Here is a 21656-nt window from a genome sequence, read left to right on the forward strand (position 1 = left end):
TAAGGCGAAGCCGCCATCCGGCAATAGGTAATCTCCCAGGAGCAATTATGAAACAAGAGGTTATTCTGGTTCTCGACTGTGGCGCGACCAACGTACGGGCCATTGCCGTTGACCGACAGGGAAAGATTGTCGCCCGCGCAGCGACCCCGAACGCCAGTGACATCGCCGCAGAAAACAGTGCCTGGCACCAATGGTCGCTGGAGGCCATTCTGCAGCGCTTTGCCGACTGCTGTCAGCGGCTTTCCTCACAATTGGCCGCCTGCCAAATTCGCGGGATCGCCGTCACCACCTTCGGCGTGGATGGCGCGCTGGTGGATAAGAACGGCAAACAACTGTATCCGGTGATCAGCTGGAAATGCCCACGTACCGCAGCGGTAATGGAGAATATCCATCGCTACATGTCACCGCAGCAACTGCAGGAAATCTCCGGCGTTGGGGCGTTTAGCTTCAATACGCTGTACAAACTGGTGTGGCTGAAAGAGAACCACCCGCAATTACTGGAACAGGCGCACGCCTGGCTGTTTATCTCGTCGCTTATCAACCAACGTTTAACCGGCGAGTTCACAACTGACATCACCATGGCGGGAACCAGCCAGATGCTGGATATCCAGCAACGTGATTTCAGCCAGGACATTTTGCAGGCAACAGGCATACCGCGTCGCCTGTTTCCGCGCCTGGTTGAAGCAGGCGAACAAATTGGGGTACTGCAACGCGAGGCCGCCAGCCAGCTCGGACTTCCAGAGGGTATTCCAGTCATCTCTGCCGGACACGACACACAGTTTGCGCTATTTGGCGCAGGAGCCCAACAGGATGAACCGGTACTCTCTTCCGGCACATGGGAAATTCTGATGGTACGCAGTGCGCAGGTAAACACCTCCCTGCTCAGTCATTATGCGGGCTCCACCTGTGAGCTGGATAGTCAGGCTGGGCTTAACAATCCCGGTATGCAGTGGCTGGCCTCCGGTGTGCTTGAATGGGTTCGTAAGCTGTTATGGACCGCGGACACGCCCTGGCAAACGTTGATTGATGAAGCTCGGGATATTCCCGCTGGTGCCGAAGGGGTGAAGATGCACTGCGACCTGCTGGCCTGTCAGAATGCGGGCTGGCAAGGGGTTACCCTCAATACTACCCGTGGGCACTTTTATCGCGCCGCGCTGGAAGGACTGACAGAACAGCTGCAGCGGAATCTGCAAACGCTGGAAAAAATCGGCCATTTCCAGGCCTCTGAACTGCTATTAGTTGGCGGGGGCAGCCGCAACATCTTGTGGAACCAAATCAAAGCGAACGTTCTCGGGATCCCTGTCAAAGTTCTGGATGATGCCGAAACCACCGTGGCAGGCGCCGCAATGTTTGCCTGGTCAGGCATCGGGGAATTTACCTCCCCGGAGCAGGCGCGCGAACAGGTGCGCTATCAGTACCGTTACTTCTATCCGCAAACCGAATCCGAACTCACAGGAGTCGAGTAACATGCTTAAAACGATATCTCCCTTAATTTCCCCCGACTTACTGAAAGTGCTGGCCGAAATGGGACACGGCGATGAGATTATCTTTTCCGATGCCCACTTCCCGGCCAACAGCATGGGGCCACAGGTCATCCGCGCTGACGGTCTGCTGGTCAGCGATCTGCTGCAGGCGCTTATTCCGCTATTTGAACTGGACAGCTACGCCCCACCGCTGGTGATGATGGCTGCGGTTGAAGGTGACACTCTCGATCCTGACGTTGAGACTCGCTATCGTCAGGCGCTTACATTACAGACCCCCTGCCCGGACATCACGCGTATTGACCGCTATGCCTTTTACGAACGAGCACAAAAGGCGTTTGCGATCGTTATCACAGGAGAGCGGGCAAAGTACGGGAATATTCTTTTAAAAAAAGGGGTAACGCCGTAATCTCTGGTCAGAATGCCCGTCAGGTACGGGCATTCATCATTAGATGAGGATCAGAACATGAAAGCGGCGCGCCAGCAGGCAATCGTAGATCTGCTTACTAACCACAAAAGCCTGACAACCGAAGCCCTGGCTTTGCAGCTTAACGTCAGCAAAGAGACCATCCGCCGCGATCTCAGCGAGTTACAGACCCAGGGAAAAGTGTTACGCAACCACGGTCGGGCCAAAGTTATTCACCGGGAAAATCAGGACAGCGGTGACCCATTTCATATTCGACTCAAAAGCCACTATGCACACAAAGCGGATATTGCCCGTGAAGCGTTGGCATGGATCGAAGAAGGTATGGTGATTGCCTTAGACGCCAGCTCTACCTGCTGGTATCTGGCGCGACAGTTACCGGACATCAACATTCACGTTTTTACCAACAGCCAGCCCATCTGCCAGGAATTGGCTAAACGTGAACATATTCAGCTTATCAGCTCCGGCGGTCGCCTTGAGCGCAAATACGGTTGCTACGTTAATCCCTCGCTTATCTCGCAGCTAAAACCACTCGAGATTGACCTGTTTATTTTTTCCTGCGAAGGGATCGACAGCGACGGTGCGCTCTGGGACTCAAATGCAACCAACGCAGACTTCAAATCCATTCTGCTTAAGCGTGCATCGCAGTCTTTATTACTGATCGATAAAAGTAAATTTAATCGTTCGGGAGAGGCCAGAATTGGGCATCTGGATGATGTGACGCATATTGTTTCAGATACACAGCTGATTGAAGCAATCCAGGCCGAATAGGGCGATTACGCCGCCATCCGGCCAGGATTGTAGCCTTATCGCTCGTCGCGACGACCGCCGACGGCAGCCCACAGACGACGTACGTGAACAGTTACTTCTTCACGGTCATGATACAGCTGACGCGCCTGAATCTGGGCATTTACACCATGTTCATCAAGCTGGGCCTGAATGTAAGCCAGGTTCTGTGATACCTCTTCGTAGCGTTTTTTCATCGGCAGCTTGAGGTTGAAGATCGTCTCACGACACCAGCCGTTAACCAGCCATTGCGCCATCAGCGCGGCAACCTTCGCCGGCTTCTCCACCATGTCACAGACCATCCACGAAATGTTGTTGCGATTCGGACGGTACTTAAATCCGTCTTCACGTAGCCAGGTGACCTGCCCGGTATCCATCAGGCTTTGCGCCATCGGACCGTTATCCACGGAGTAAACCCACATATTGCGTTTAACCAGTTGATAGGTCCATCCGCCAGGGCAGGCGCCTAAATCCACCGCATACATTCCGTTCGCCAGACGCTCATCCCATTCATCGGCAGGGATAAACACGTGCAGCGCTTCTTCCAGCTTGAGCGTTGAACGGCTCGGCGCATCGGCTGGAAACTTCAGACGCGGAATCCCCATGTAAAACGGTGAGTTATTGTCAGGCCAGGAATAGCCGGTATAACAACAGCCAGGGGCGATAAAGAAGACGTGAACCACCGGACGCTTTGGCGTTTCATACTTTGCCAGTACGCCCGCTTCGCGCAGCGCTGCACGCAACGGTACGGTAAATTTACGGCAAAATTTAACCAGCTCTTTGCTTTCATTGGTGTCGGCAACTTCTACTCGCAGATCGCCACCCTTTTCCACCACGCCCTGCAACATGCCAACGATCGGTGTAATACGATCTTCCGGCGGTAAGTATTGCAGCAGCTCGCCCACCACAAACATTTGACGCGCAAAAATCAGCGAACTAAACGGCAGCTCTTTCACTAACTTTTCAGCATCGTCCTGCTGATAGCATTCGAAGATGACGTAACCCGCATTGTCTTTCACGCGGGCAAAACCGAAGATTTCCCGGCGTCCTGCTTTATCCGTAATTTCTGCGGCGCACTCTTTTTCAAAACCTGGGCGACACAACAATACAACCTTATTCATGGCTAACGCCCTTACGTTTCAATCGAATAGCGCCCACTAACATCAGCGCCCAGCCTACGAGGAAGCTGAAGCCGCCGACAGGGGTAACAAACGCCCACAGGCGTAAATGAGAGAGCGCGAGACAATACAGGCTGCCGCTAAACAGCACTGTACCTAATGCCAGAAACACGCTACTCCAGTAAAACCAAATACTAATGCGCCGTTGCATGGCGACGGCCAGGCCAAAGATAGCCAGCGTATGAAACGCCTGATACTCAAGGCCGGTCTGAATCCACCCCATTTCAACAACACCGAGGGTTTTGCTCAGAACATGTGCCCCAAAGGCGCCCAACGCCACAAAGATAAAGCCACTTACGGCGGCAAAAATCAGCATAAAACGGCTGGTCATTTGAATACCCTACGTAAATTATTGTTCATAACGAAAGCGGAATTTTTCTTGTTCCGTGGCCGCTTTCGCCAGAATCCACTGACGGAAGGCGGCTATTTTACCCAGTTCTGCCTGACTGTCATGACAAACCAGATAAAATGCGTTTTTGCTGACCAGAACATCGTTAAACGGACAGACCAGACGTCCGGCTTCAATTTCGGACTGCGCCATGACGTTGTTAGCCAGCGCGATCCCCTGTCCATGGATTGCAGCCTGTAGCACCATGGCGCTATGGCTGAAGATAGGTCCCTGCTGTACGTTGATATGATTCAGGCCAAGCTGGCGCGTATAGGCTTGCCAGTCTCGTCGCGACGCATCATGCAATAACGTGTGTTTTGCCAGGTCGTCCGGTGTCTTTAGCGGTTTATCACCGGTAAGCAACAGCGGAGAGCAGACCGGCAATAAATATTCTGCGTACAATTTTTCAACGCGCAGACCCGGCCAGTTGCCGCGTCCGTAGAAAATCGCCACATCAACATCATCAGCCAGTTTGTCTTCCTGACGGTCTACCGCCTGGATCCTGACATCGATTCCCGGATAAGCTGAGTTAAAGCTAGAGAGTCTGGGCACCAGCCATTGGATCGCAAAACTGGGCAATAAACTAACTGTAAGCGCACCTTTTGCACTGCGTGCCTGAAGTTTACGCGTCGCGTCGGTTAATTGCGAAAAAATCTCTTTAATGTCGAGAAAGTAGCTTTGACCTTCTTCCGTTAACAGCAAAGATCGATTGCGTCGACGAAACAGTTTTAGCCCCAAAAAATCCTCAAGTGACTTGATTTGGTGACTTACTGCGGCCTGCGTCACAAAAAGCTCTTCTGCTGCGCGAGTAAAGCTTAAATGACGCGCTGCAGCATCAAAAACACGTAACGCATTTAAGGGTGGTAATCGTTTTGACATGACTTTTAGGCTTTGATGTTAAATGAATTTAACAATTAGCTAACAGGCTGTAACCTATTAGTTTTTTTTATCTGAGCCATTATAAATTGTCCGTTGAGGTTCTACCAGCAAATACCTATAGTGGCGGCACTTCCTGAAGCCGGAACGAAAAGTTTTATCGGAATGCGTGTTCTGGTGGGCTTTTGGCTTACGGTTGTGATGTTGTGTTGTTGTGTTTGCAATTGGTCTGCGATTCAGACCATGGTAGCAAAGCTACCCTTTTTCACTTCCTGTACATTTACCCTGTCTGTCCATAGTGATTAATGTAGCACCGCCAAATTGCGGTGCTTTTTTTTGTCCACGTTTCGTCGATGGCCGACCGGCTATTATTGCTCCAGTTCTACCATCTCTTTCACGTCAGTGCGGTTAATCTGCTGTTTGTTGCCGTTAGCGTCTTTATACGAAATCATCCCCGTCTCATTATCGGTCTGTGGTTTACCATCAGCTACGATTGATCGACCATCATTGGTGTGCATCACGTAATTCGAACCAGAACAGGCGCTCAGGGCAAAAGTCAGCATACAGGCAGAAATAATGGCGGCAGTCTTTTTCATCTTCTTCTCCTTAAAGCGATTTATGCTATTAAAAACATACTCCGTAACAGGCAAAATTGTTCGCCTAACGCTATTTAGCATAAGACACTGAACGGGCTTTGCCAGGATATCCAGAGTATTCCGATGGTTAGCACAACCCTTGTATCAATGCCCTTTTTGCGCCACGATCGGTTTACTGAACTGAGGAATACCATGAACGCTTTTAACCCCGCGCAGTTTCGCGCACAATTTCCCGCACTCAACGATGCTGGCGTCTATCTCGACAGTGCTGCTACGGCGCTGAAGCCACAGGCGGTCATTGAAGCTACCCATCAGTTTTATAGCCTGAGTGCCGGGAACGTCCATCGCAGCCAGTTTGCTGCAGCCCAGCGCCTGACCGCACGCTATGAAGCCGCGCGGGAAAAAGTCGCACACCTGATTAATGCGTCGGATGACAAAACCATCGTCTGGACCCGCGGCACAACGGAAGCGATCAACATGGTTGCCCAAAGCTATGCGCGTCCACGCCTTCAACCGGGTGATGAGATTATCGTTAGCGCAGCGGAACATCACGCCAACCTCGTTCCCTGGCTGATGGTCGCGGAGCAAACGGGGGCTAAGGTTGTCAAACTCCCACTCACCCCCCATTTATTGCCAGACGTTGAGCGCCTCACGCAGCTCATCACCCCGCGCAGCCGCATTCTGGCGCTCGGGCAAATGTCGAACGTCACCGGTGGCTGCCCGGATCTGGTCCGCGCCATTACGCTCGCCCATGCGGCTGGCATGGTGGTGATGGTTGATGGTGCCCAGGGGATTGTGCATTACCCTGCCGATGTACAGCAGTTGGATATTGATTTCTATGCGTTTTCAGGCCACAAGCTATATGGCCCCACCGGAATTGGCGTGCTGTACGGTAAGCCGGAACTGCTGGAAGCCATGTCTCCCTGGCTTGGGGGCGGTAAGATGATTAGCGAAGTCAGTTTTGACGGTTTCACCACTAAGCCCGCACCATGGAAGCTGGAAGCCGGTACGCCTAACGTTGCAGGCGTTATCGGGCTAAGCGCGGCGCTCGAATGGCTGGCGGACGTCGACGTTGCGCAGGCCGAAAACTGGAGCCGGGGTCTGGCGACGCTGGCAGAAGATGCCCTGGCGAAACGCCCTGGCTTTCGTTCCTTCCGCTGCCAGGACTCCAGTCTGTTAGCCTTTGATTTCGCGGGTGTTCATCACAGCGATATGGTCACTCTATTGGCCGAATATGGCATTGCGCTGCGCGCGGGGCAACACTGCGCACAACCGCTGCTGGCGGAGCTTGGCGTATCCGGAACACTACGCGCCTCATTTGCCCCTTATAATACCCAAAGCGATGTGGATGCGTTGGTCGCAGCCGTCGACCGCGCGCTGGAAATATTGGTGGATTAATGACAAGCCCTCTGTTCGCCGGACACCCGTTTGGCACAACCGTAACCGAAGAGACGTTACGCAATACCTTTATCCCGCTTACTCAGTGGGAAGATAAATATCGCCAGCTGATTCTGCTGGGTAAGCAGTTGCCGGCGCTCCCGGATGCGCTAAAGGCGCAGGCCAAAGAAATTGCGGGCTGCGAAAACCGCGTCTGGCTGGGGCATACTCTTCATGAGAATGGCACTCTGCATTTCTACGGCGACAGCGAAGGTCGAATAGTACGTGGACTGTTGGCGGTATTACTCACCGCGGTCGAAGGTAAAACGGCAGCCGAATTACTGGCGCGTGCGCCGATGGCGTTATTTGACGAACTGGGTTTACGCGCTCAGCTCAGCGCCTCGCGTAGCCAGGGACTACATGCTCTGAACGAGGCGATTCTCGAGGCGGCCCAGAAAGCCGGATGACGACGCTGATACGTCTTATCCGGCCTACAACACTGCACGAACCGTAGGTCGGATAAGCATAGCGACATCCGACACAATCAGGCCTGACGCGCGGCCTTCGCCATCATCTTCTTCAGCGCATGGGAGACAGCAACAAAGCCAAAGGTGGCTGTCACCATGGTGGCCGCGCCAAACCCGGACGCGCAATCCATACGCTTCGGCCCTTCCGCCGTCGCTTTCATCGCACACACCGAGCCATCCGCCTGCGGGTAAACCAGCGCTTCGGTCGAGAACACGCAGTCCACGCCCAGCTTGCCTTTACTGTTTTTCACCACGCCAAAATCGCTTTTCAGCCGCTCACGTAGCTTGGCCGCCAGCGGATCCTGGATGGTTTTTGCCAAATCAACGACCTGAATCTGCGTAGGATCGATCTGTCCGCCCGCACCACCGGTGGTCACCAGCGGAATTTTGTTACGCCGACAGTACGCGATCAGTGCCGCTTTTGGGCGCACGCTATCAATCGCATCGATGACGTACGAAAATCCCGCATTCATATATTCAGCAACGTTATCTGGCGTAACAAAATCATCGACCACGTTCACCCGGCACTCCGGGTTAATCTGTCGGATACGCTCCGCCATCACTTCAGCTTTTGCCAGACCGACGTTATCACGCAGCGCATGGATCTGGCGGTTTGTATTGGTGACGCACACATCATCCATATCAATGAGTGTGATAGCGCCAATACCGGTTCTCGCCAGCGCTTCCGCCGCCCATGACCCTACTCCGCCAATCCCAACCACGCAAACGTGCGATTGGGCAAACAGCTGCAACGCATTTTCGCCATACAGACGTGCCGTACCGCCAAAACGTTGGCGCCAGGCATCGCTAATAACCACAGACATAGAACCTCAAATTCATTAATACCGAGCAGTCTGACTGCCTGATGTCGGCTACGCCTTATCAGGCCTACTCAATAATGTAGGCTTGATAAGCGAAGCGCCATCCGGCAATTAACCGCTGAACACGTTACCCGCACCCGGCGCTGTTTTTAGTACCCATACGCGACCGTAGTGATTATACCACCCGGCACGGTGTCCGGCGTCAGCGCCAATACCCTGATAGATGTCGAAGTGTTGCCCTTTAATAGCCCCACCCACATCTAACGCCACCATCAGGCGCAGTTCGTACTGGCCGGTAAACTTGCCGTTATTGTCCAGTAACGGGACTTCCGCCAGTAACGTTGTGCCCGCAGGAATGATACTACGGTCAGAAGCTACGGACGCGCGGCCAATCAGCGGCACCGCGCTGGCCCCTTTCACCGGAGCAAAAGATTGCGGTTTAAAGAAGACAAACGATGGGTTCTGCTCCAGCAGCTCACGCACTTCGGCTTCGCTGTGCGTTTCACCCCAGTGGCGAATAGCCTGCATCGACATATCTTCTTTTTTCACTTCGCCACGGTCGATAAGCACTTTACCGATACTGCGATAGGCGTGGCCGTTTTTCCCGGCATAGCTAAAGAAGTTGAGCGGGCTGCCATCGCCAAAATCGATGTAACCACTGCCCTGAACATCCATAATGAAGTTATCCATCAGGGAGTTGCTGTATGCCAGAATATAATTGTCGCTTAGCGCGCCCGCGTAGATCTCGGCACGAGAGGGTAAGCGCCCACGTTTTGGCGGCATGCGATAGATAGGATACTGAAACTCGCCCTGGCGCGTATGGCGCGCCTGGATAACCGGTGTGTAGTAACCGGTAAACTGGACGTTACCGTAGTTGTCCGCCCCTTCCATTTGCCAGGCATCAATACCAAACTGGCGCATACTGCGCGTATCACCGCCCGCACGTAACCATTGCTGGATAGCGTTGTAGACGTCGCTCTGGTTGCCGTACAAACGTGGCGAAGCGCTGCGAATTTGATTAACCTGCTCGGCGAAATCACCGGCATTGATTGGCGCGCCAACCGCATCAGGCTGGTTCACCAGTGAGAAAGGCTGGGTAAATTTCCCGTCTTTATACTGCTGCCCACGATCGGTGGGTTTTGAGGAACACGCGGCGAGCATCGCGACTACAGCTCCCGCCAGAAGATATTTTGCCCAACGTCCTTTCATTGTTCTCGTCTTATGTTGCCTGAATGCGAGACGAAGATAACAAACCCCCGAACCTAATGAAATGCGTATACATACCCGAACGCAAATTTTGAGCAAAAAATAATCCAGAATGCGTTGTTTTTGTTCATTTTCACCCTAAAAACGTGATCAAGGTGAAAAAAGGGTTGCATGAAAATGCGAGCAGAGTATAGTGCGCATCCACGGACGCGGGGTGGAGCAGCCTGGTAGCTCGTCGGGCTCATAACCCGAAGGTCGTCAGTTCAAATCTGGCCCCCGCAACCAATTAAAATTTGATGTAAGATTTTTGCAAAGTAGTTCGAATCACAGCAAGGCGGCGACGCAGTGAATCCTTAGGAGCTTACTCCAGTAAGTGACTGAGGTGAACGAGGAAAGCCAACGCTGATGTGGTTTGAAATACGAAGCAAAAAGACGGACGCGGGGTGGAGCAGCCTGGTAGCTCGTCGGGCTCATAACCCGAAGGTCGTCGGTTCAAATCCGGCCCCCGCAACCAATCAAATTTGATAAAATATAAGCAGTACGGTGACGCGGGGTGGAGCAGCCTGGTAGCTCGTCGGGCTCATAACCCGAAGGTCGTCGGTTCAAATCCGGCCCCCGCAACCAACACATTAAACACCTTAACGGGTGTTTTTTTGTTTCTGTCGCCCATAAAAAAAGCGCTTTTCAGCGCTTTTTTGTTATCCCCTTCTCGCCAGCGTCGCCCCATCGGCAAAGTAGGCTTTAATCCCTGCCAGAATCGACTCTGCAACTTCCTGCTGGAAGGTCGCCGTTTTGAGTTTGCGCTCTTCCTCAACGTTACTGATAAATGCCGTTTCGACCAGAATAGACGGGATATCCGGCGCTTTTAGCACCGCAAACCCGGCCTGTTCAACCTGGTTCTTATGCAGATTGTTGATTTTGCCAAGCTTGTTCAATACCGCTTTACCAAACTTCAGGCTGTCGGCGATGGTCAGCGACTGCACCATGTCGAACATGGTGTGGTCGACGTAGCGGTCACCGCTCTTACTGACGCCACCAATGAGATCCGAGGCGTTCTGGGTCTGCGCCAGATATTTCGCGGCGGTACTGGTCGCACCTTTGGTCGAGAGCGCAAACACCGACGAACCGCTGGGTTGTCGACTGGTAAAGGCATCAGCGTGAATAGAGACAAACAGGTCAGCACGCTGCTTCTGCGCTTTCGCCACGCGGACTTTAAGCGGAATGAAAATATCTTCATTTCGTGTCATAAAGACCTTCATGTTGCCCTCTTTCTCTATGAGGGCTCGCAGGCGGCGGGCAATCTGCAGCACCACATCCTTTTCACGCGTCTTGTATTTCCCCACCGCACCGGAGTCTTCTCCGCCGTGGCCTGGATCCAGCATAATGACAATGGGACGATCGCGCCCCGCTTTACCCGGCTGCGGGCCACTTTGTGCAGGTGGCACCTGTTTATCCAGATCGCCCTTGTTGTAATCTTCCAGCAATGCCAGCAGCGGATCCTGAACGTCCTGGGCATTCGCGGGATAGAGATCCATCACCAGACGTTCTTTAAAGCCTGCCACCGGAGCCAGAGCAAAAAGTTGCGGCTTCACATTCTGTTTCAGCTCGAACACCATCCGCACGGTCTTTGGATCAAACTGGCCAACGCGCGCCGACTTAATATACGGATCGTCAGGACGAATCTGCGTCCCAATGCCCTTGAGCACCGAGTTCAAATTAACGTCTTCAATATCCACAACCACACGCTCAGGATTACTCAGGGCAAACTGTTTGTATTTCAGCAGACGGTTAGATTCTACCGTGACGCGAGTGTAGCTGGACGCAGGCCAGATACGTACGGCAACGACCTGACTCACGGCCGCCAGACCCACCTGGCTGACGCTCAAAAGCCACATAGCACCCGCACCTTTCAATAAACGGCGGCGACTGATTGCTGAATTGGATCCCGACATGCTTCTCCCGAGCAAAAGAAATCTTTTTAAGAGGTAATACGTAAAACGTCCGAATTGACCGGAAACTTTAGCGAATGACGCATAATCTGTCATCTATAAAAGGGTAAACATTCTTTTTATATTCACGGCATTACTGAGAAAAATCTTCGGCATGGGTAAAAATTACGCTTGCGCACAGCGCCAAAACAGAATAAAAATACAGAAATTACGAATAATCATGCAATGAGGGTGTGCCGTGGTGAAGGAGCGTAGAACCGAACTGGTACAGGGATTCCGCCATTCTGTTCCCTATATCAATACCCATCGGGGAAAAACGTTTGTCATTATGCTGGGCGGCGAAGCCATCGAGCATGAAAACTTTTCCAGTATCGTCAATGACATTGGTCTTCTTCATAGCCTCGGCATCCGCCTGGTCGTGGTCTATGGCGCACGACCGCAGATTGATGCCAATCTTGCGGCGCATCATCATGAGCCGGTGTACCACAAAAATACGCGCGTTACCGACGCTAAAACGCTGGAGCTGGTCAAACAGGCTGCGGGTTTACTTCAGCTTGATATTACCGCCCGCCTGTCGATGAGCCTGAATAATACGCCATTGCAGGGTGCTCACATCAATGTGGTCAGCGGTAATTTTATTATCTCTCAGCCGCTGGGCGTTGATGACGGCGTAGATTACTGCCATAGCGGGCGTATTCGTCGTATTGATGAAGATGCCATTCACTGCCAGTTAGACAGCGGCGCAATTGTGCTGATGGGCCCGGTCGCCGTTTCCGTCACCGGTGAGAGCTTTAACCTGACCTCAGAAGAGGTCGCCACGCAGTTGGCTATCAAACTGAAGGCCGAGAAAATGATCGGCTTTTGCTCCTCTCAGGGTGTCACCAACGATGACGGCGATATTATTTCCGAGCTGTTTCCTAACGAAGCTCAGGCTCGCGTTGAGTTGCAGGAAGAGAAAGGCGATTACAGCTCCGGCACGGTGCGCTTCCTGCGTGGGGCAGTGAAGGCCTGTCGCAGTGGCGTACGCCGTTGCCATCTGATCAGCTATCAGGAAGATGGTGCATTGCTGCAGGAACTGTTCTCCCGCGACGGGATCGGTACGCAGATCGTAATGGAAAGCGCCGAGCAGATCCGTCGCGCTACCATTAACGATATCGGCGGGATTCTGGAGCTTATCCGCCCGCTGGAGCAGCAAGGTATTCTGGTGCGCCGCTCGCGCGAGCAGTTGGAAATGGAGATCGACAAATTCACGATTATTCAGCGTGATAACCTGACCATCGCCTGTGCCGCTCTGTACCCTTTCCCGGAAGAGAGAATTGGTGAAATGGCGTGTGTAGCAGTGCATCCGGACTACCGTAGCTCGTCACGCGGGGAAGTGTTGCTGGAACGAATCGCCGCGCAGGCCCGGCAAATGGGGCTGAGCAAGCTGTTTGTGTTAACCACACGCAGCATCCACTGGTTCCAGGAGCGCGGCTTCACGCCGGTGGATATCGACCTGCTGCCGGAAAGCAAGAAAGAGATGTACAACTATCAGCGGCGGTCAAAAGTGCTGATGGCGGATTTGGGGTAAGAGTGGTTGCCGGATGCGGCATAACTGCCTTATCCGGCCTACATCGCTGGCACATCTTTTTTAGGCCGGATGGCGCTGACGCTTATCCGGCCTACATCTACATCATGCCGTCATTAAATAATGCTGACAGTCCGCTGCGACGTTCGGTACGGGTGGCAATGGCGCGGCTCAATATCCGCTCATCGGCATACAGCGACAGGCGGCGACGCGCGCGGGTAACGGCGGTATAGACCAGCTCGCGGGTAACCACGGGTGAATGCTGGCTGGGTAAAATCAACGCCGCGTGGTCAAACTCAGATCCCTGCGATTTGTGCACCGTCATCGCCCAGGTGGTTTCATGTTCAGGCAAGCGGCTGGGCTGCACCGATTTGATAGAACCATCCGGCAGCGCAAACCACACCCTCAGGCCCTGTCCACGGTCGAGGGCAATGCCGATATCACCGTTAAATAATCCCAGCGAACTGTCATTGCGCGCGATCATCACCGGCCTTCCCTCATACCAGCGGCTATGGGTCGAACGATGAATTTTACGTTTTTGCGCCATCACCTGCTCAATGCGTTCATTCAAACCACTAACGCCAAACGGACCTTCCCGCAGGGCGCATAGCAGCTGATACTCATTGAAGGCCTGAATGACAGCCCCCGGCTCGGCACCCTCGTGCAACAAATCCAGGTAGTGCCCATATCCCGCCAGCGCCTCATCCAGCATCGCGGCATAATCCTCGCTGCTGTGTAGCGTGCGTTTTTCGATGTCGCTAAATCCCTGCTGGAACACCGTTTTTATCGCAGTTTTGTCGCCGCGATTAATCACCGCAGCCAACTGACCGATTCCGGAATCGCTGCCGAAACGGTAGCTTTTTTGCAGCAGGCACAGACTGTCGCGCAACGCTGCTGCCTGAATTCCCGACCCGGCAGGAATAGCGCTCCCGGTCAGGCGACTGAGCTGGCGGGCGCGTTCCGGGGTAAACCCGTCACCGACGAAAGCACAGATATCCCCCAGCACGGCCCCCGCTTCGACGGAAGCGAGCTGGTCGCGATCGCCCAGAAAAATCACCCGTCCGTGCGGCGGCAGCGCATCGATAAGGCGCGACATCATCGGCAAATCAATCATCGAGGCTTCATCCACCACCAGCACATCCAAATGCAACGGGTTTCCCGCATGATGACGCAGGCGCTGACTGCTAGGCTGAGCGCCTAATAATCGATGCAGCGTACTGGCGTCATCGGGGATGCGTTTCTTTTGCTCATCGGTTAGCGGTAGCTCTCGTAGCGCCGCTCCCAGTGAGGCGGTCAGGCGCGCAGCCGCTTTTCCCGTTGGCGCCGCCAGTCGAATACGACAGCGCTCACCGTCGGCCATTTGAATCAACGCCGCCAGCAGCCTTGCGACCGTTGTCGTTTTTCCCGTCCCCGGTCCGCCGGAGATCACCGATATCCGGCGGGTGAGCGCGACAGCAGCGGCTACTTTTTGCCAGTTAACCCCCTCCGATAGCGGAAACAGCGCCGCCAGCGTGTGGGTCAACCGTTGTTCATCCACTTCAATGGCGTGGTTCACTTCACTGAAAAAGCGAGCTACCGTACGTTCGTTGTGCCACATCCGGTTCAGATACAAGCGATCGCCGTACAGCACCAGCGGCGTGGGTTGCTCGCCACGGCTTACCGCACTGGAAGCCAGCAGACATTCCGCCCAGTCTTCTGGTTCGCCCGTTTCAGCGAGCCAGGCGCTTAACAGAGGATGCGCGTCCTCGCTCAGAGATAACCGTGAAAGCGGTAAGCAAACGTGCCCTTCTCCCGCTTCACGACTGAGCAACGCCGCAGCCAGCGCAACGGCAGGGTTGTCACTTCCGGCAACCGCCAGCGCGAACTGAGCATCCAGAGGCCGGAGCTGTTTTTGCTCAACAGCCTCCAGAAATCGTTTCTGGATTGTCATAGCATCGTCTCCTGCACCGCACCGGCAAACATCTCGTCCATCAACGCAATCAACTCTCCGTCAGGTCGGGTCGCGTAAATTCCCTGCTGCGGATTTTCACTGTCAACGCCGCGCAGGAAGAGATAGATAACGCCGCCAAAATGGCGTTCATAATCGTAATCAGCAATGCGATGGCGTAAGTAGCGATGCAGCGCGAGGGTATAAAGTTGGTATTGAAGGTCGTAGCGATGCGCCTGCATGGCAGAGGCCATCGCCTGCTGCGTATAGGCGGAGCTGTCTTCGCCCAGCCAGTTCGATTTGTAATCGAGCAGGTAATAACGCCCCTGGTGGCGGAATACCAGGTCAATAAAACCTTTCAGCATGCCGCGAACCTGCATAAAGTCCAACGCAGGGCACCCCGCCGAGAGCGGATCGTATTGGCGAATTAACGCATCAAGCTGGTTGGCCATCAACGGCTGCGAAATCGGCAGATAAAACTCCATCTCCACCTGTTTTTCACGCGCGGATAGCTGGCTCAAACTCACGCCCGTCTCGTTGAGAGGCGCCTGCAAAATGGCGTCCAGCCATTCGGTCAAAACCGGCGTCCAGTGTGCGTCATAACCGCCCAACGCCAGTTGCTCCTCGACCCAATGCGGATCCACCGGTTGCGTAAAATCGAGATTTTCAAACAGGCTATGCAAGAACGTACCCGGCGAAGCGCCGCGCGGGAACTGATGCGGTGTAAGTCCTGACTCTTCAATAACCTCACCGACGCCTGTGGCATCGATATCCAGTCGTGGGATCAGATCCTGCGCGATACCCTGTCCACGCTGTTGCAGACCGGAATAACTGGTCACGCGCCAGCTATCGCCGGGCTTACGCTGCAGTATTTTCGCACTCAGTTCGCTGCTAACAGCCTGCGCAACCTGCCAGGGTTCACCGTCAGGCTGCGCGGGAGTCTGGCAAGCAATATCGTTGCTACAAAGCGCTTCAATCGCGCTACGCAGACCCACGGCATCCATCGGCTCACCTTTTTGCAACAGGCGACCAAGTGCGCTCTGATGCACATCGGTATCCCCTTTTTTATCGCCCCGACGTCGTACCAACGGCGCAACGCCAAGGCTGCAATGCCATACCGAACGGGTTAGCGCGACATACAGCAAACGCAGATCTTCCGCCAGACGCTCTGCTTCGGCCAGCTCAACGCTCTCCTCAGCATCGCTGAGATCCAGCACGGCTTCAAAAGAGCTACGATCGTGGTAGAAAGCCTGATCCTGAACGCGGAAATTGGTGATAAACGGCAGCCAGACCAGTGGATACTCCAGCCCTTTCGATTTATGGATGGTGACGATTTTGACCAGATGCTTGTCGCTTTCCAGCCTGAGCTGCTGGCTGGACGCGTTGCTGTCGGGTTCAAGAATATGCTGGGACAACCAGCGCACCAGCGCATGCTCGCTTTCCAGCTGCGAGCCCGCTTCCTGCAACAGTTCGCTGATATGTAAAATGTCGGTCAGTCGACGTTCGCCTCCCGCCGTCGCCAGCAGGTTCTCTGCAATCTGGCGAGCCGTCATCAGCGCACGTAGCATCGGCATCACGCCGCGTTTATGCCAGATCTGACGATAGCCGTCGAATTCTTCGACCACCGCATCCCAGGCATTCTCGTCGGTATTTAACGCTTCAATATCCTGCGCATTCAGACCCATCATTGAGGTCGCCAGCGCGCTACGCAACGTGTTCTCACGTTCCGGCGTCATCACCGCCTGCAGCACCCACAGCAACTCCTGCGCTTCCAGTGTTTCAAATACGCTGTCACGGTTGGAGAGGTAGACAGAGGGAATGGCCAGTTGCGTCAGCGCATCACGGACCAGCGCCGCCTCCTGGCGGCTTCGCACCAGTACGCTGATATCTGACGCGCGTACCGGGCTGGATGCTTTGCCACTTACCAGTTGCGCTGCGCCAGAATGCCCGGCCTTAAGCCAGTCGCGAATTTGTGTGGCGCACACCTGGGCCATATAGCTCTGATAATCGCCTACGCCGCAACTTTCTCCTTCCATCAGCCACATACTCATAGCTGGCTGCGTTTCGCCGTGCAAAACAAACCGTAACGCCTGGTTTTTTTCTGCGGATTTTACCGGGCTGAAAGGGATTTCGCGGAACATAAAGGCGTCGTCCATCTGGCTGAAAAGCGTATTCACGCTATTGACCATGCCGGGGGCCGAACGCCAGTTGGTATCAAGCGTATAGTGTGCGCTGACTTCGCTGCGCGCCTTCATATAGGTGAAGATATCCGCGCCGCGAAACGCGTAAATTGCCTGTTTCGGATCACCAATTAGCAGCAGTGCGGTATCCGGCTGATGCTGCCAGATCCGACGAAAAATACGGTACTGCTGTGGATCGGTATCCTGGAATTCATCGATCATGGCGACCGGGAAACGAGTACGAATAGCCGTCGCCAGCGCATCGCCGCTTTCACTGCACAACGCCGCATCCAGACGGCTGAGCATATCGTCAAAACCCAGCTCGCCGCGGCGACGTTTTTCCTCGGCAACTGCCGAGCGGATCTCCGCCAGCGCCCGGGTGATCACCAGATCGCGGAGAGTTAACGGTTCGCTAAGCAGTTCATCAATAGCGACAAACAGCGGGTGCTGAGGGGTTATCCCGCCCGCTTTGGTTCGCTCTTCCAGAAAACGCTGTGAGAATTTCTCCAGCGCGTCAGGAAGCTGGTAACTTTGTGTTTCTTCCTGCGCCCACGCGCTGATCTTTTCGATCCACTTGCCCTGATTACCGCGATTAAATTTACGCCGGTCAATTCCGGAGGCTTCCATCAGGCCATCCAGCTCATCAACAGAATCACACCATTGCTGCTTGATCTGGTTAATGCGTGCGAGAATTTGTTCATGCCGGGAGGCCAGCGTTTCGTCATCAGACGGTGGCGCCTTGATAACCGGCGCTTCCCCCTGCAGATAGCGATCGATATCTCTCAGCAGCGCTTGCGGTCCTTTCCACGTTTCAAAAACCACCTGCGCAATGTCGCGGGGCAGCGGGTAGCAGTGCCGACGCCAGAAGTCCGCGCAGGCCTGATAGCGCAGCAGCGATTCATCTTCTATCAGCTGCTGTTCGAACAGCATGCCTGACTCAAAGGCATTAAGACTGAGCATACGCTGACAAAAGCCGTGGATGGTAAACACCGCCGCTTCATCCATCTGTCTTTCAGCCAATAGCAGCCACTGCGCGGCCTGTTTTTTATCGGCAATTTCATCTAACAAACGGGCATATAGCGGGTTGTCGGTGGTTTCACGCAGGCAGGCAATTCGCAGTTCATGAATATTGCTACGAATTCGACCGCGCAGCTCTTCGGTAGCCGCCTCGGTGAAGGTGACCACCAGCAGTTCTTCGACGGTCAGAGGACGAGGAAAGGCGGCAGAGCCGCCCAGTCCAAGCAGTAAACGTAAATATAGGGCGGCGATGGTAAAGGTTTTACCGGTGCCCGCAGAGGCTTCAATCAGGCGCTCGCCCGTCAGAGGCAAGCGCAGTGGATCAAGGGACTCAGCGGCATCATTCATTCTTATCACTCATCAGGGGTAAGGTTTGCTGCAACGCGCTGACGGTCTGCCACACTTTCCAGCCTACCGGGTGCACATATTCTGCTTTCCCATTCTGACTGCCGGAAACCTGTGACAATATCGCCATGCCTTGCGGCTCAACCACCGCCTGATGGAAGAAGTCGGCAAGTTTTTGCGGCGTCAGCAGTTTAATCTGAGCCACTATTTTATCACGTGAATCGAAGCGCATATTGCCGCGATCAAAATCTTTGCTTAACTGTGAGGCTTCTGCCCCCAGCGTTTGCGGCGCCTGCAGCATTTGCGCAATAATCGCCTGCTGAATTTGCGCGAACTCTTCAGGTTTCATCGCCCGCAGCTTCGCTTCCGCCGTCGGGAAGAACGCTTTATAACGCTCCCAGAGGTAAGACGGCTGCTTATCACTGCTTTGCAGCAGGAACCCCATTCCCCACTGACGGCCAACGCTCATCGGGAAAGCAAATACGGCGTAGCCTAACTGTTCTTCAGTACGCAGCTGATTGTAGAACCACGGCTGAACAATCTGACCTAACATAGCGCTGTAGGCTGAACTGGCGTATTCATCGTATCCGGTTGGCACAAATACCGCGGCCAGCGCTGAATCCGTGCTGCTGCCTGCTTTTTCAAAGATGACGGACTGCTTCTTGTCCACAACCACATCTTTGTTGCGACACCACTGTGATCCGTTCGCACCAAGCTGTTTTTGGATATCCCGCGCCATGCTCGTCGTCTGAGCTTCGCTCATATTGCCAATGACCAGGAATTCAGGTCGCGCACCGGTTTTTAAGGCGTCGCGGTAGGTCATCACCTCTTTCAGGGTGATGGAAGGCAGCAGCTTACGTCGCTCGTCGCGGGAGAAGTACGGCACCTGAGAAAGCATCTGCACCGGCATAATAGCCTGATCGTAAGCTTTACCCTTTTCTGCGGAATCCATCATCTGGGCATACCAGGATTTCGCCTGTTCCAGCTGTTCGTCCGTTGAGGTATAGCTGAAATAGCCGCTCAGCAGCGCCTGAAAAAGCTGCGGCAAACGTTGGGTGTAGCCGTTGGCGTTAAGCATCAACCCATTGTTAGCGTTGGTAGAGAAACCAATTCCACCTACCGATGCCTGGTTACTTAACTGATCGAGCGCAATCCCTGCCAGGTAATCGTTAAGTGCGAATAAGACCTGGTTGCGGGCGCTGTCCATGGCTTTCGGGTTACGCAGGATCACGCTGACGTCAGCCTTCGGCTCGCTGGCAAAATACTGGCTCGGGGCATACACCACACGTAAATCCGGCTCATCAACGATCAGCTCTGGGTGAGCGTATTTTTTATCCGTCTTAATCAGCGTGAAATCATCCGGAATGTAGGGGTTCAACTCCGGTAACGACAGCGCAATGCCCTGCGCTTTTTGCTGCCAGTCGGCAAAGGTTTTGTCGCTGATTTTATCCACCTGGTAAGGCGCATCGACAAAATAAGCGGTTTTATTATGCGGCTCTTTCGCGCTGATATACCAGATACGCGCATTCTGCGGCGTCATCATTGCCAGACGTTGCTCAACGGCTTTCGCATCGTACTGGTCAGCAATATTCACCGCATCCAGCGTATGCTCGACGGGAACGCGGATCATGGTATCAGCCAGCCATTCCACGTAGTCCATATCACGGGTGATGGAGGGATAACGGAAATCGAGATCCAGCACGTGCGCCAGCTCGTCAAAATAGCGTTTATCGACACCTTTCTCGCGTAACAAATTGAGGTAGCTAAAGATTGCCGCGACAACTTCATCGCGGTTCGCCAGCCCCTTGTCGGTTAACGTCGCGGAAATGGCTAATACGCCGCTGTTCCCGTTGACCACCGGATCGGAGTCTGCGCGAATACCTTCAACCAGGCCCTGCTTTTGCAGCCAGTCAGACAACGTGCCCGGGCTACGATTGCCAATCAGGTAGGTCACCAGTTCATCGGTTTTACTGCGGAACTGCGCGCTGTTGTTATCGATACGAAACTCGACGCGCAGCACTTTACGCGGCATTGCCGGAACATAGTGGATGATGATGCCCTTTTGCGCATCAGTGACGACCGGGACGCTAATCTCAGGCTTTGCGATATTCCTGTTCGGTACGCGCCCAAAGGTGTCAGCCGCTATCCGCGCCAGCTCTGGCAGCGGTTTATTGCTATAAATCACCGCCTTCATCAGGTTCGCAGAGTAGTACTTTTCATGAAATTTTTGTAATGCTTGCAGCACCGGGTTGCCCGGTTTATCGCTTAATGTCTCAAGATTCCCGCCAGAGAAACGCGAACCTGGGTGCGCCGGGTTGATCGTCTCAGCGCTCACCTGCGCCATACGCATCCCGTCTCGGGTACGCGCTAGTGTCAGCTCGGAGTTAACCGCGTTACGCTCGCGGTCGGCATATTTTTTATCCAGCAATGGATCGGCAATAGCATCCGCCAGGCGATCCACCGCCCCCACCAGCGCGTCGTTCTCGACTTCAAGATAGAAGGCCGTACGATAAGGCGCAGTGCTGGCATTGTGGCTACCGCCGTGCATTTTCAGGAATTCAGCCAGGCTGTCCGGCTGTGGGTATTTTTTCGAGCCCATCAGACACATGTGTTCGAGATAGTGCGCCAGTCCCTGATGATCGTCCGGATCTTCCAGCGAGCCCACGGGGACTACCAGTGCAGAAAGGGATTTCACGGCCTGAGGATCGGATACCAGCAGCACAACCATGCCGTTATCAAGGCGCACAGCCTGATACTGACGGGTGTCTTTATCGCTTTTACGGATGGTTTCAGCTAAAGGCTGCCAACCGGTATCTGCCTGACTTACGGGAACCCAAAGGGCGACGAACAACAGTAATGCGCTGAACCAGGTGCTGCGGGGCATTCACAAACCTCATCATTAACGAATTCACCTGTTCACTACAAACCACGCATAAATACATGATCTGAACAGGGCAAGACTATGTGCTGAACGAGCCAGCATCTTCTCTTTGTAAGAATCAGTCCGTGAC

At 54.0% G+C, this 21656-nt stretch carries 16 protein-coding genes and 3 tRNA genes; 9 read left to right on the plus strand and 10 right to left on the minus strand.

Features of this window, described 5'->3' with window-relative positions:
- The first annotated feature begins 47 nt into the window (after positions 1-47).
- Genes fucK through fucR form a run of 3 tightly spaced genes read left to right on the plus strand, consistent with a single transcriptional unit; the run spans position 48 to position 2676 of the window.
- The gene (gene fucK, locus OGX90_RS18910) at positions 48-1466 is read left to right on the plus strand and encodes an L-fuculokinase (RefSeq protein ID WP_204191819.1); all 1419 of its coding nucleotides are present in this window, start codon (positions 48-50) and stop codon (positions 1464-1466) included.
- Between the two features lies 1 nt (position 1467).
- Positions 1468-1890 carry an L-fucose mutarotase gene (fucU, locus tag OGX90_RS18915; protein ID WP_234692766.1) on the plus strand — a complete coding sequence of 141 codons (423 nt, stop codon included), beginning with the start codon at positions 1468-1470 and terminating at the stop codon, positions 1888-1890.
- Between the two features lie 57 nt (positions 1891-1947).
- Positions 1948-2676, plus strand: coding sequence for an L-fucose operon activator (fucR, locus tag OGX90_RS18920; RefSeq protein ID WP_003825642.1), 729 nt, complete (start codon positions 1948-1950; stop codon positions 2674-2676).
- Between the two features lie 35 nt (positions 2677-2711).
- On the opposite strand, the gene rlmM is transcribed toward fucR, so the two are convergent.
- From rlmM to OGX90_RS18940, 4 genes are all read right to left on the minus strand, one after another.
- Positions 2712-3812, minus strand: coding sequence for a 23S rRNA (cytidine(2498)-2'-O)-methyltransferase RlmM (gene rlmM, locus OGX90_RS18925; protein ID WP_003034040.1), 1101 nt, complete (start codon positions 3810-3812; stop codon positions 2712-2714).
- The gene (locus OGX90_RS18930) at positions 3805-4200 is read right to left on the minus strand and encodes a DUF423 domain-containing protein (RefSeq protein ID WP_003034037.1); all 396 of its coding nucleotides are present in this window, start codon (positions 4198-4200) and stop codon (positions 3805-3807) included. The genes rlmM and OGX90_RS18930 overlap by 8 nt, the downstream gene beginning before the upstream one ends.
- Before the next feature lie 18 nt (positions 4201-4218).
- Complete coding sequence (gene gcvA / locus OGX90_RS18935; RefSeq protein ID WP_003034035.1) at positions 4219-5136, minus strand: glycine cleavage system transcriptional regulator GcvA; 918 nt, start codon at positions 5134-5136, stop codon at positions 4219-4221.
- 365 nt (positions 5137-5501) lie between these two features.
- A complete protein-coding gene (locus OGX90_RS18940) occupies positions 5502-5729 on the minus strand; it encodes a YgdI/YgdR family lipoprotein (RefSeq protein WP_003825635.1) in 228 nt (75 codons plus the stop codon).
- Positions 5730-5921: 192 nt separating this feature from the next.
- On the opposite strand from OGX90_RS18940, the gene csdA reads away from it, so the two are divergent.
- Positions 5922-7127, plus strand: coding sequence for a cysteine desulfurase CsdA (gene csdA, locus OGX90_RS18945; protein ID WP_167820628.1), 1206 nt, complete (start codon positions 5922-5924; stop codon positions 7125-7127).
- Positions 7127-7573 carry a cysteine desulfurase sulfur acceptor subunit CsdE gene (csdE, locus tag OGX90_RS18950; RefSeq protein WP_234692767.1) on the plus strand — a complete coding sequence of 149 codons (447 nt, stop codon included), beginning with the start codon at positions 7127-7129 and terminating at the stop codon, positions 7571-7573. Before csdA ends, csdE begins: the two co-directional genes overlap by 1 nt.
- A 77-nt stretch (positions 7574-7650) precedes the next feature.
- Here the strand turns inward: csdE and tcdA are convergent, their stop codons facing one another.
- Both tcdA and mltA read right to left on the minus strand, forming a co-directional pair.
- Positions 7651-8457 (minus strand): tRNA cyclic N6-threonylcarbamoyladenosine(37) synthase TcdA, encoded by an 807-nt coding sequence (gene tcdA / locus OGX90_RS18955; RefSeq protein WP_003825630.1) that lies wholly within the window; start codon positions 8455-8457, stop codon positions 7651-7653.
- A 108-nt stretch (positions 8458-8565) separates the two neighbouring features.
- Positions 8566-9663 carry a murein transglycosylase A gene (gene mltA / locus OGX90_RS18960; RefSeq protein ID WP_008785702.1) on the minus strand — a complete coding sequence of 366 codons (1098 nt, stop codon included), beginning with the start codon at positions 9661-9663 and terminating at the stop codon, positions 8566-8568.
- A 205-nt stretch (positions 9664-9868) separates the two neighbouring features.
- Between mltA and OGX90_RS18965 the strand changes: the two genes are divergently transcribed.
- The 3 genes from OGX90_RS18965 to OGX90_RS18975 all read left to right on the plus strand — a co-directional run bounded on the left by OGX90_RS18965 (position 9869) and on the right by OGX90_RS18975 (position 10284).
- Positions 9869-9945 (plus strand) — tRNA-Met (locus OGX90_RS18965).
- Between the two features lie 152 nt (positions 9946-10097).
- Positions 10098-10174, plus strand: a tRNA-Met gene (locus OGX90_RS18970).
- 33 nt (positions 10175-10207) lie between these two features.
- Positions 10208-10284: transfer RNA gene (locus tag OGX90_RS18975), tRNA-Met, on the plus strand.
- A gap of 74 nt (positions 10285-10358) precedes the next feature.
- Here OGX90_RS18975 and amiC read toward each other — a convergent pair.
- Positions 10359-11612 carry an N-acetylmuramoyl-L-alanine amidase AmiC gene (amiC, locus tag OGX90_RS18980; protein WP_003034016.1) on the minus strand — a complete coding sequence of 418 codons (1254 nt, stop codon included), beginning with the start codon at positions 11610-11612 and terminating at the stop codon, positions 10359-10361.
- Between the two features lie 235 nt (positions 11613-11847).
- Here amiC and argA point away from each other — a divergent pair, with 235 nt between their 5' ends.
- On the plus strand, positions 11848-13179 hold the full coding sequence (gene argA / locus OGX90_RS18985) for an amino-acid N-acetyltransferase (RefSeq protein WP_286624512.1): 1332 nt from the start codon (positions 11848-11850) through the stop codon (positions 13177-13179).
- A 97-nt stretch (positions 13180-13276) separates the two neighbouring features.
- Here argA and recD read toward each other — a convergent pair whose 3' ends face one another.
- The 3 genes from recD to ptrA are packed head-to-tail and all read right to left on the minus strand — an operon-like array spanning position 13277 to position 21529.
- Complete coding sequence (gene recD, locus OGX90_RS18990; RefSeq protein WP_286624513.1) at positions 13277-15106, minus strand: exodeoxyribonuclease V subunit alpha; 1830 nt, start codon at positions 15104-15106, stop codon at positions 13277-13279.
- Positions 15103-18648 (minus strand): exodeoxyribonuclease V subunit beta, encoded by a 3546-nt coding sequence (recB, locus tag OGX90_RS18995; protein WP_286624515.1) that lies wholly within the window; start codon positions 18646-18648, stop codon positions 15103-15105. Before recB ends, recD begins: the two co-directional genes overlap by 4 nt.
- Entirely contained in the window at positions 18641-21529 is a 2889-nt protein-coding gene (ptrA, locus tag OGX90_RS19000; protein ID WP_234692770.1) for a pitrilysin, read from the minus strand. Before ptrA ends, recB begins: the two co-directional genes overlap by 8 nt.
- Between the last annotated feature and the right edge of the window lie 127 nt (positions 21530-21656).

The organism is Citrobacter sp. Cpo012 (genome assembly GCF_030333015.1).
Taxonomy (GTDB): Bacteria; Pseudomonadota; Gammaproteobacteria; order Enterobacterales; family Enterobacteriaceae; genus Citrobacter; species Citrobacter portucalensis.

Bases quoted from the DNA above. Each gene is read 5' to 3' on its own strand.
- fucK (WP_204191819.1), top strand. From the start codon at position 48: ATGAAACAAGAGGTTATTCTGGTTCTCGACTGTGGCGCGACCAACGTA.
- fucU (WP_234692766.1), top strand. From the start codon at position 1,468: ATGCTTAAAACGATATCTCCCTTAATTTCCCCCGACTTACTGAAAGTG.
- fucR (WP_003825642.1), top strand. From the start codon at position 1,948: ATGAAAGCGGCGCGCCAGCAGGCAATCGTAGATCTGCTTACTAACCAC.
- rlmM (WP_003034040.1), bottom strand. From the start codon at position 3,812: ATGAATAAGGTTGTATTGTTGTGTCGCCCAGGTTTTGAAAAAGAGTGC.
- OGX90_RS18930 (WP_003034037.1), bottom strand. From the start codon at position 4,200: ATGACCAGCCGTTTTATGCTGATTTTTGCCGCCGTAAGTGGCTTTATC.
- gcvA (WP_003034035.1), bottom strand. From the start codon at position 5,136: ATGTCAAAACGATTACCACCCTTAAATGCGTTACGTGTTTTTGATGCT.
- OGX90_RS18940 (WP_003825635.1), bottom strand. From the start codon at position 5,729: ATGAAAAAGACTGCCGCCATTATTTCTGCCTGTATGCTGACTTTTGCC.
- csdA (WP_167820628.1), top strand. From the start codon at position 5,922: ATGAACGCTTTTAACCCCGCGCAGTTTCGCGCACAATTTCCCGCACTC.
- csdE (WP_234692767.1), top strand. From the start codon at position 7,127: ATGACAAGCCCTCTGTTCGCCGGACACCCGTTTGGCACAACCGTAACC.
- tcdA (WP_003825630.1), bottom strand. From the start codon at position 8,457: ATGTCTGTGGTTATTAGCGATGCCTGGCGCCAACGTTTTGGCGGTACG.
- mltA (WP_008785702.1), bottom strand. From the start codon at position 9,663: ATGAAAGGACGTTGGGCAAAATATCTTCTGGCGGGAGCTGTAGTCGCG.
- amiC (WP_003034016.1), bottom strand. From the start codon at position 11,612: ATGTCGGGATCCAATTCAGCAATCAGTCGCCGCCGTTTATTGAAAGGT.
- recD (WP_286624513.1), bottom strand. From the start codon at position 15,106: ATGACAATCCAGAAACGATTTCTGGAGGCTGTTGAGCAAAAACAGCTC.
- recB (WP_286624515.1), bottom strand. From the start codon at position 18,648: ATGAATGATGCCGCTGAGTCCCTTGATCCACTGCGCTTGCCTCTGACG.
- ptrA (WP_234692770.1), bottom strand. From the start codon at position 21,529: ATGCCCCGCAGCACCTGGTTCAGCGCATTACTGTTGTTCGTCGCCCTT.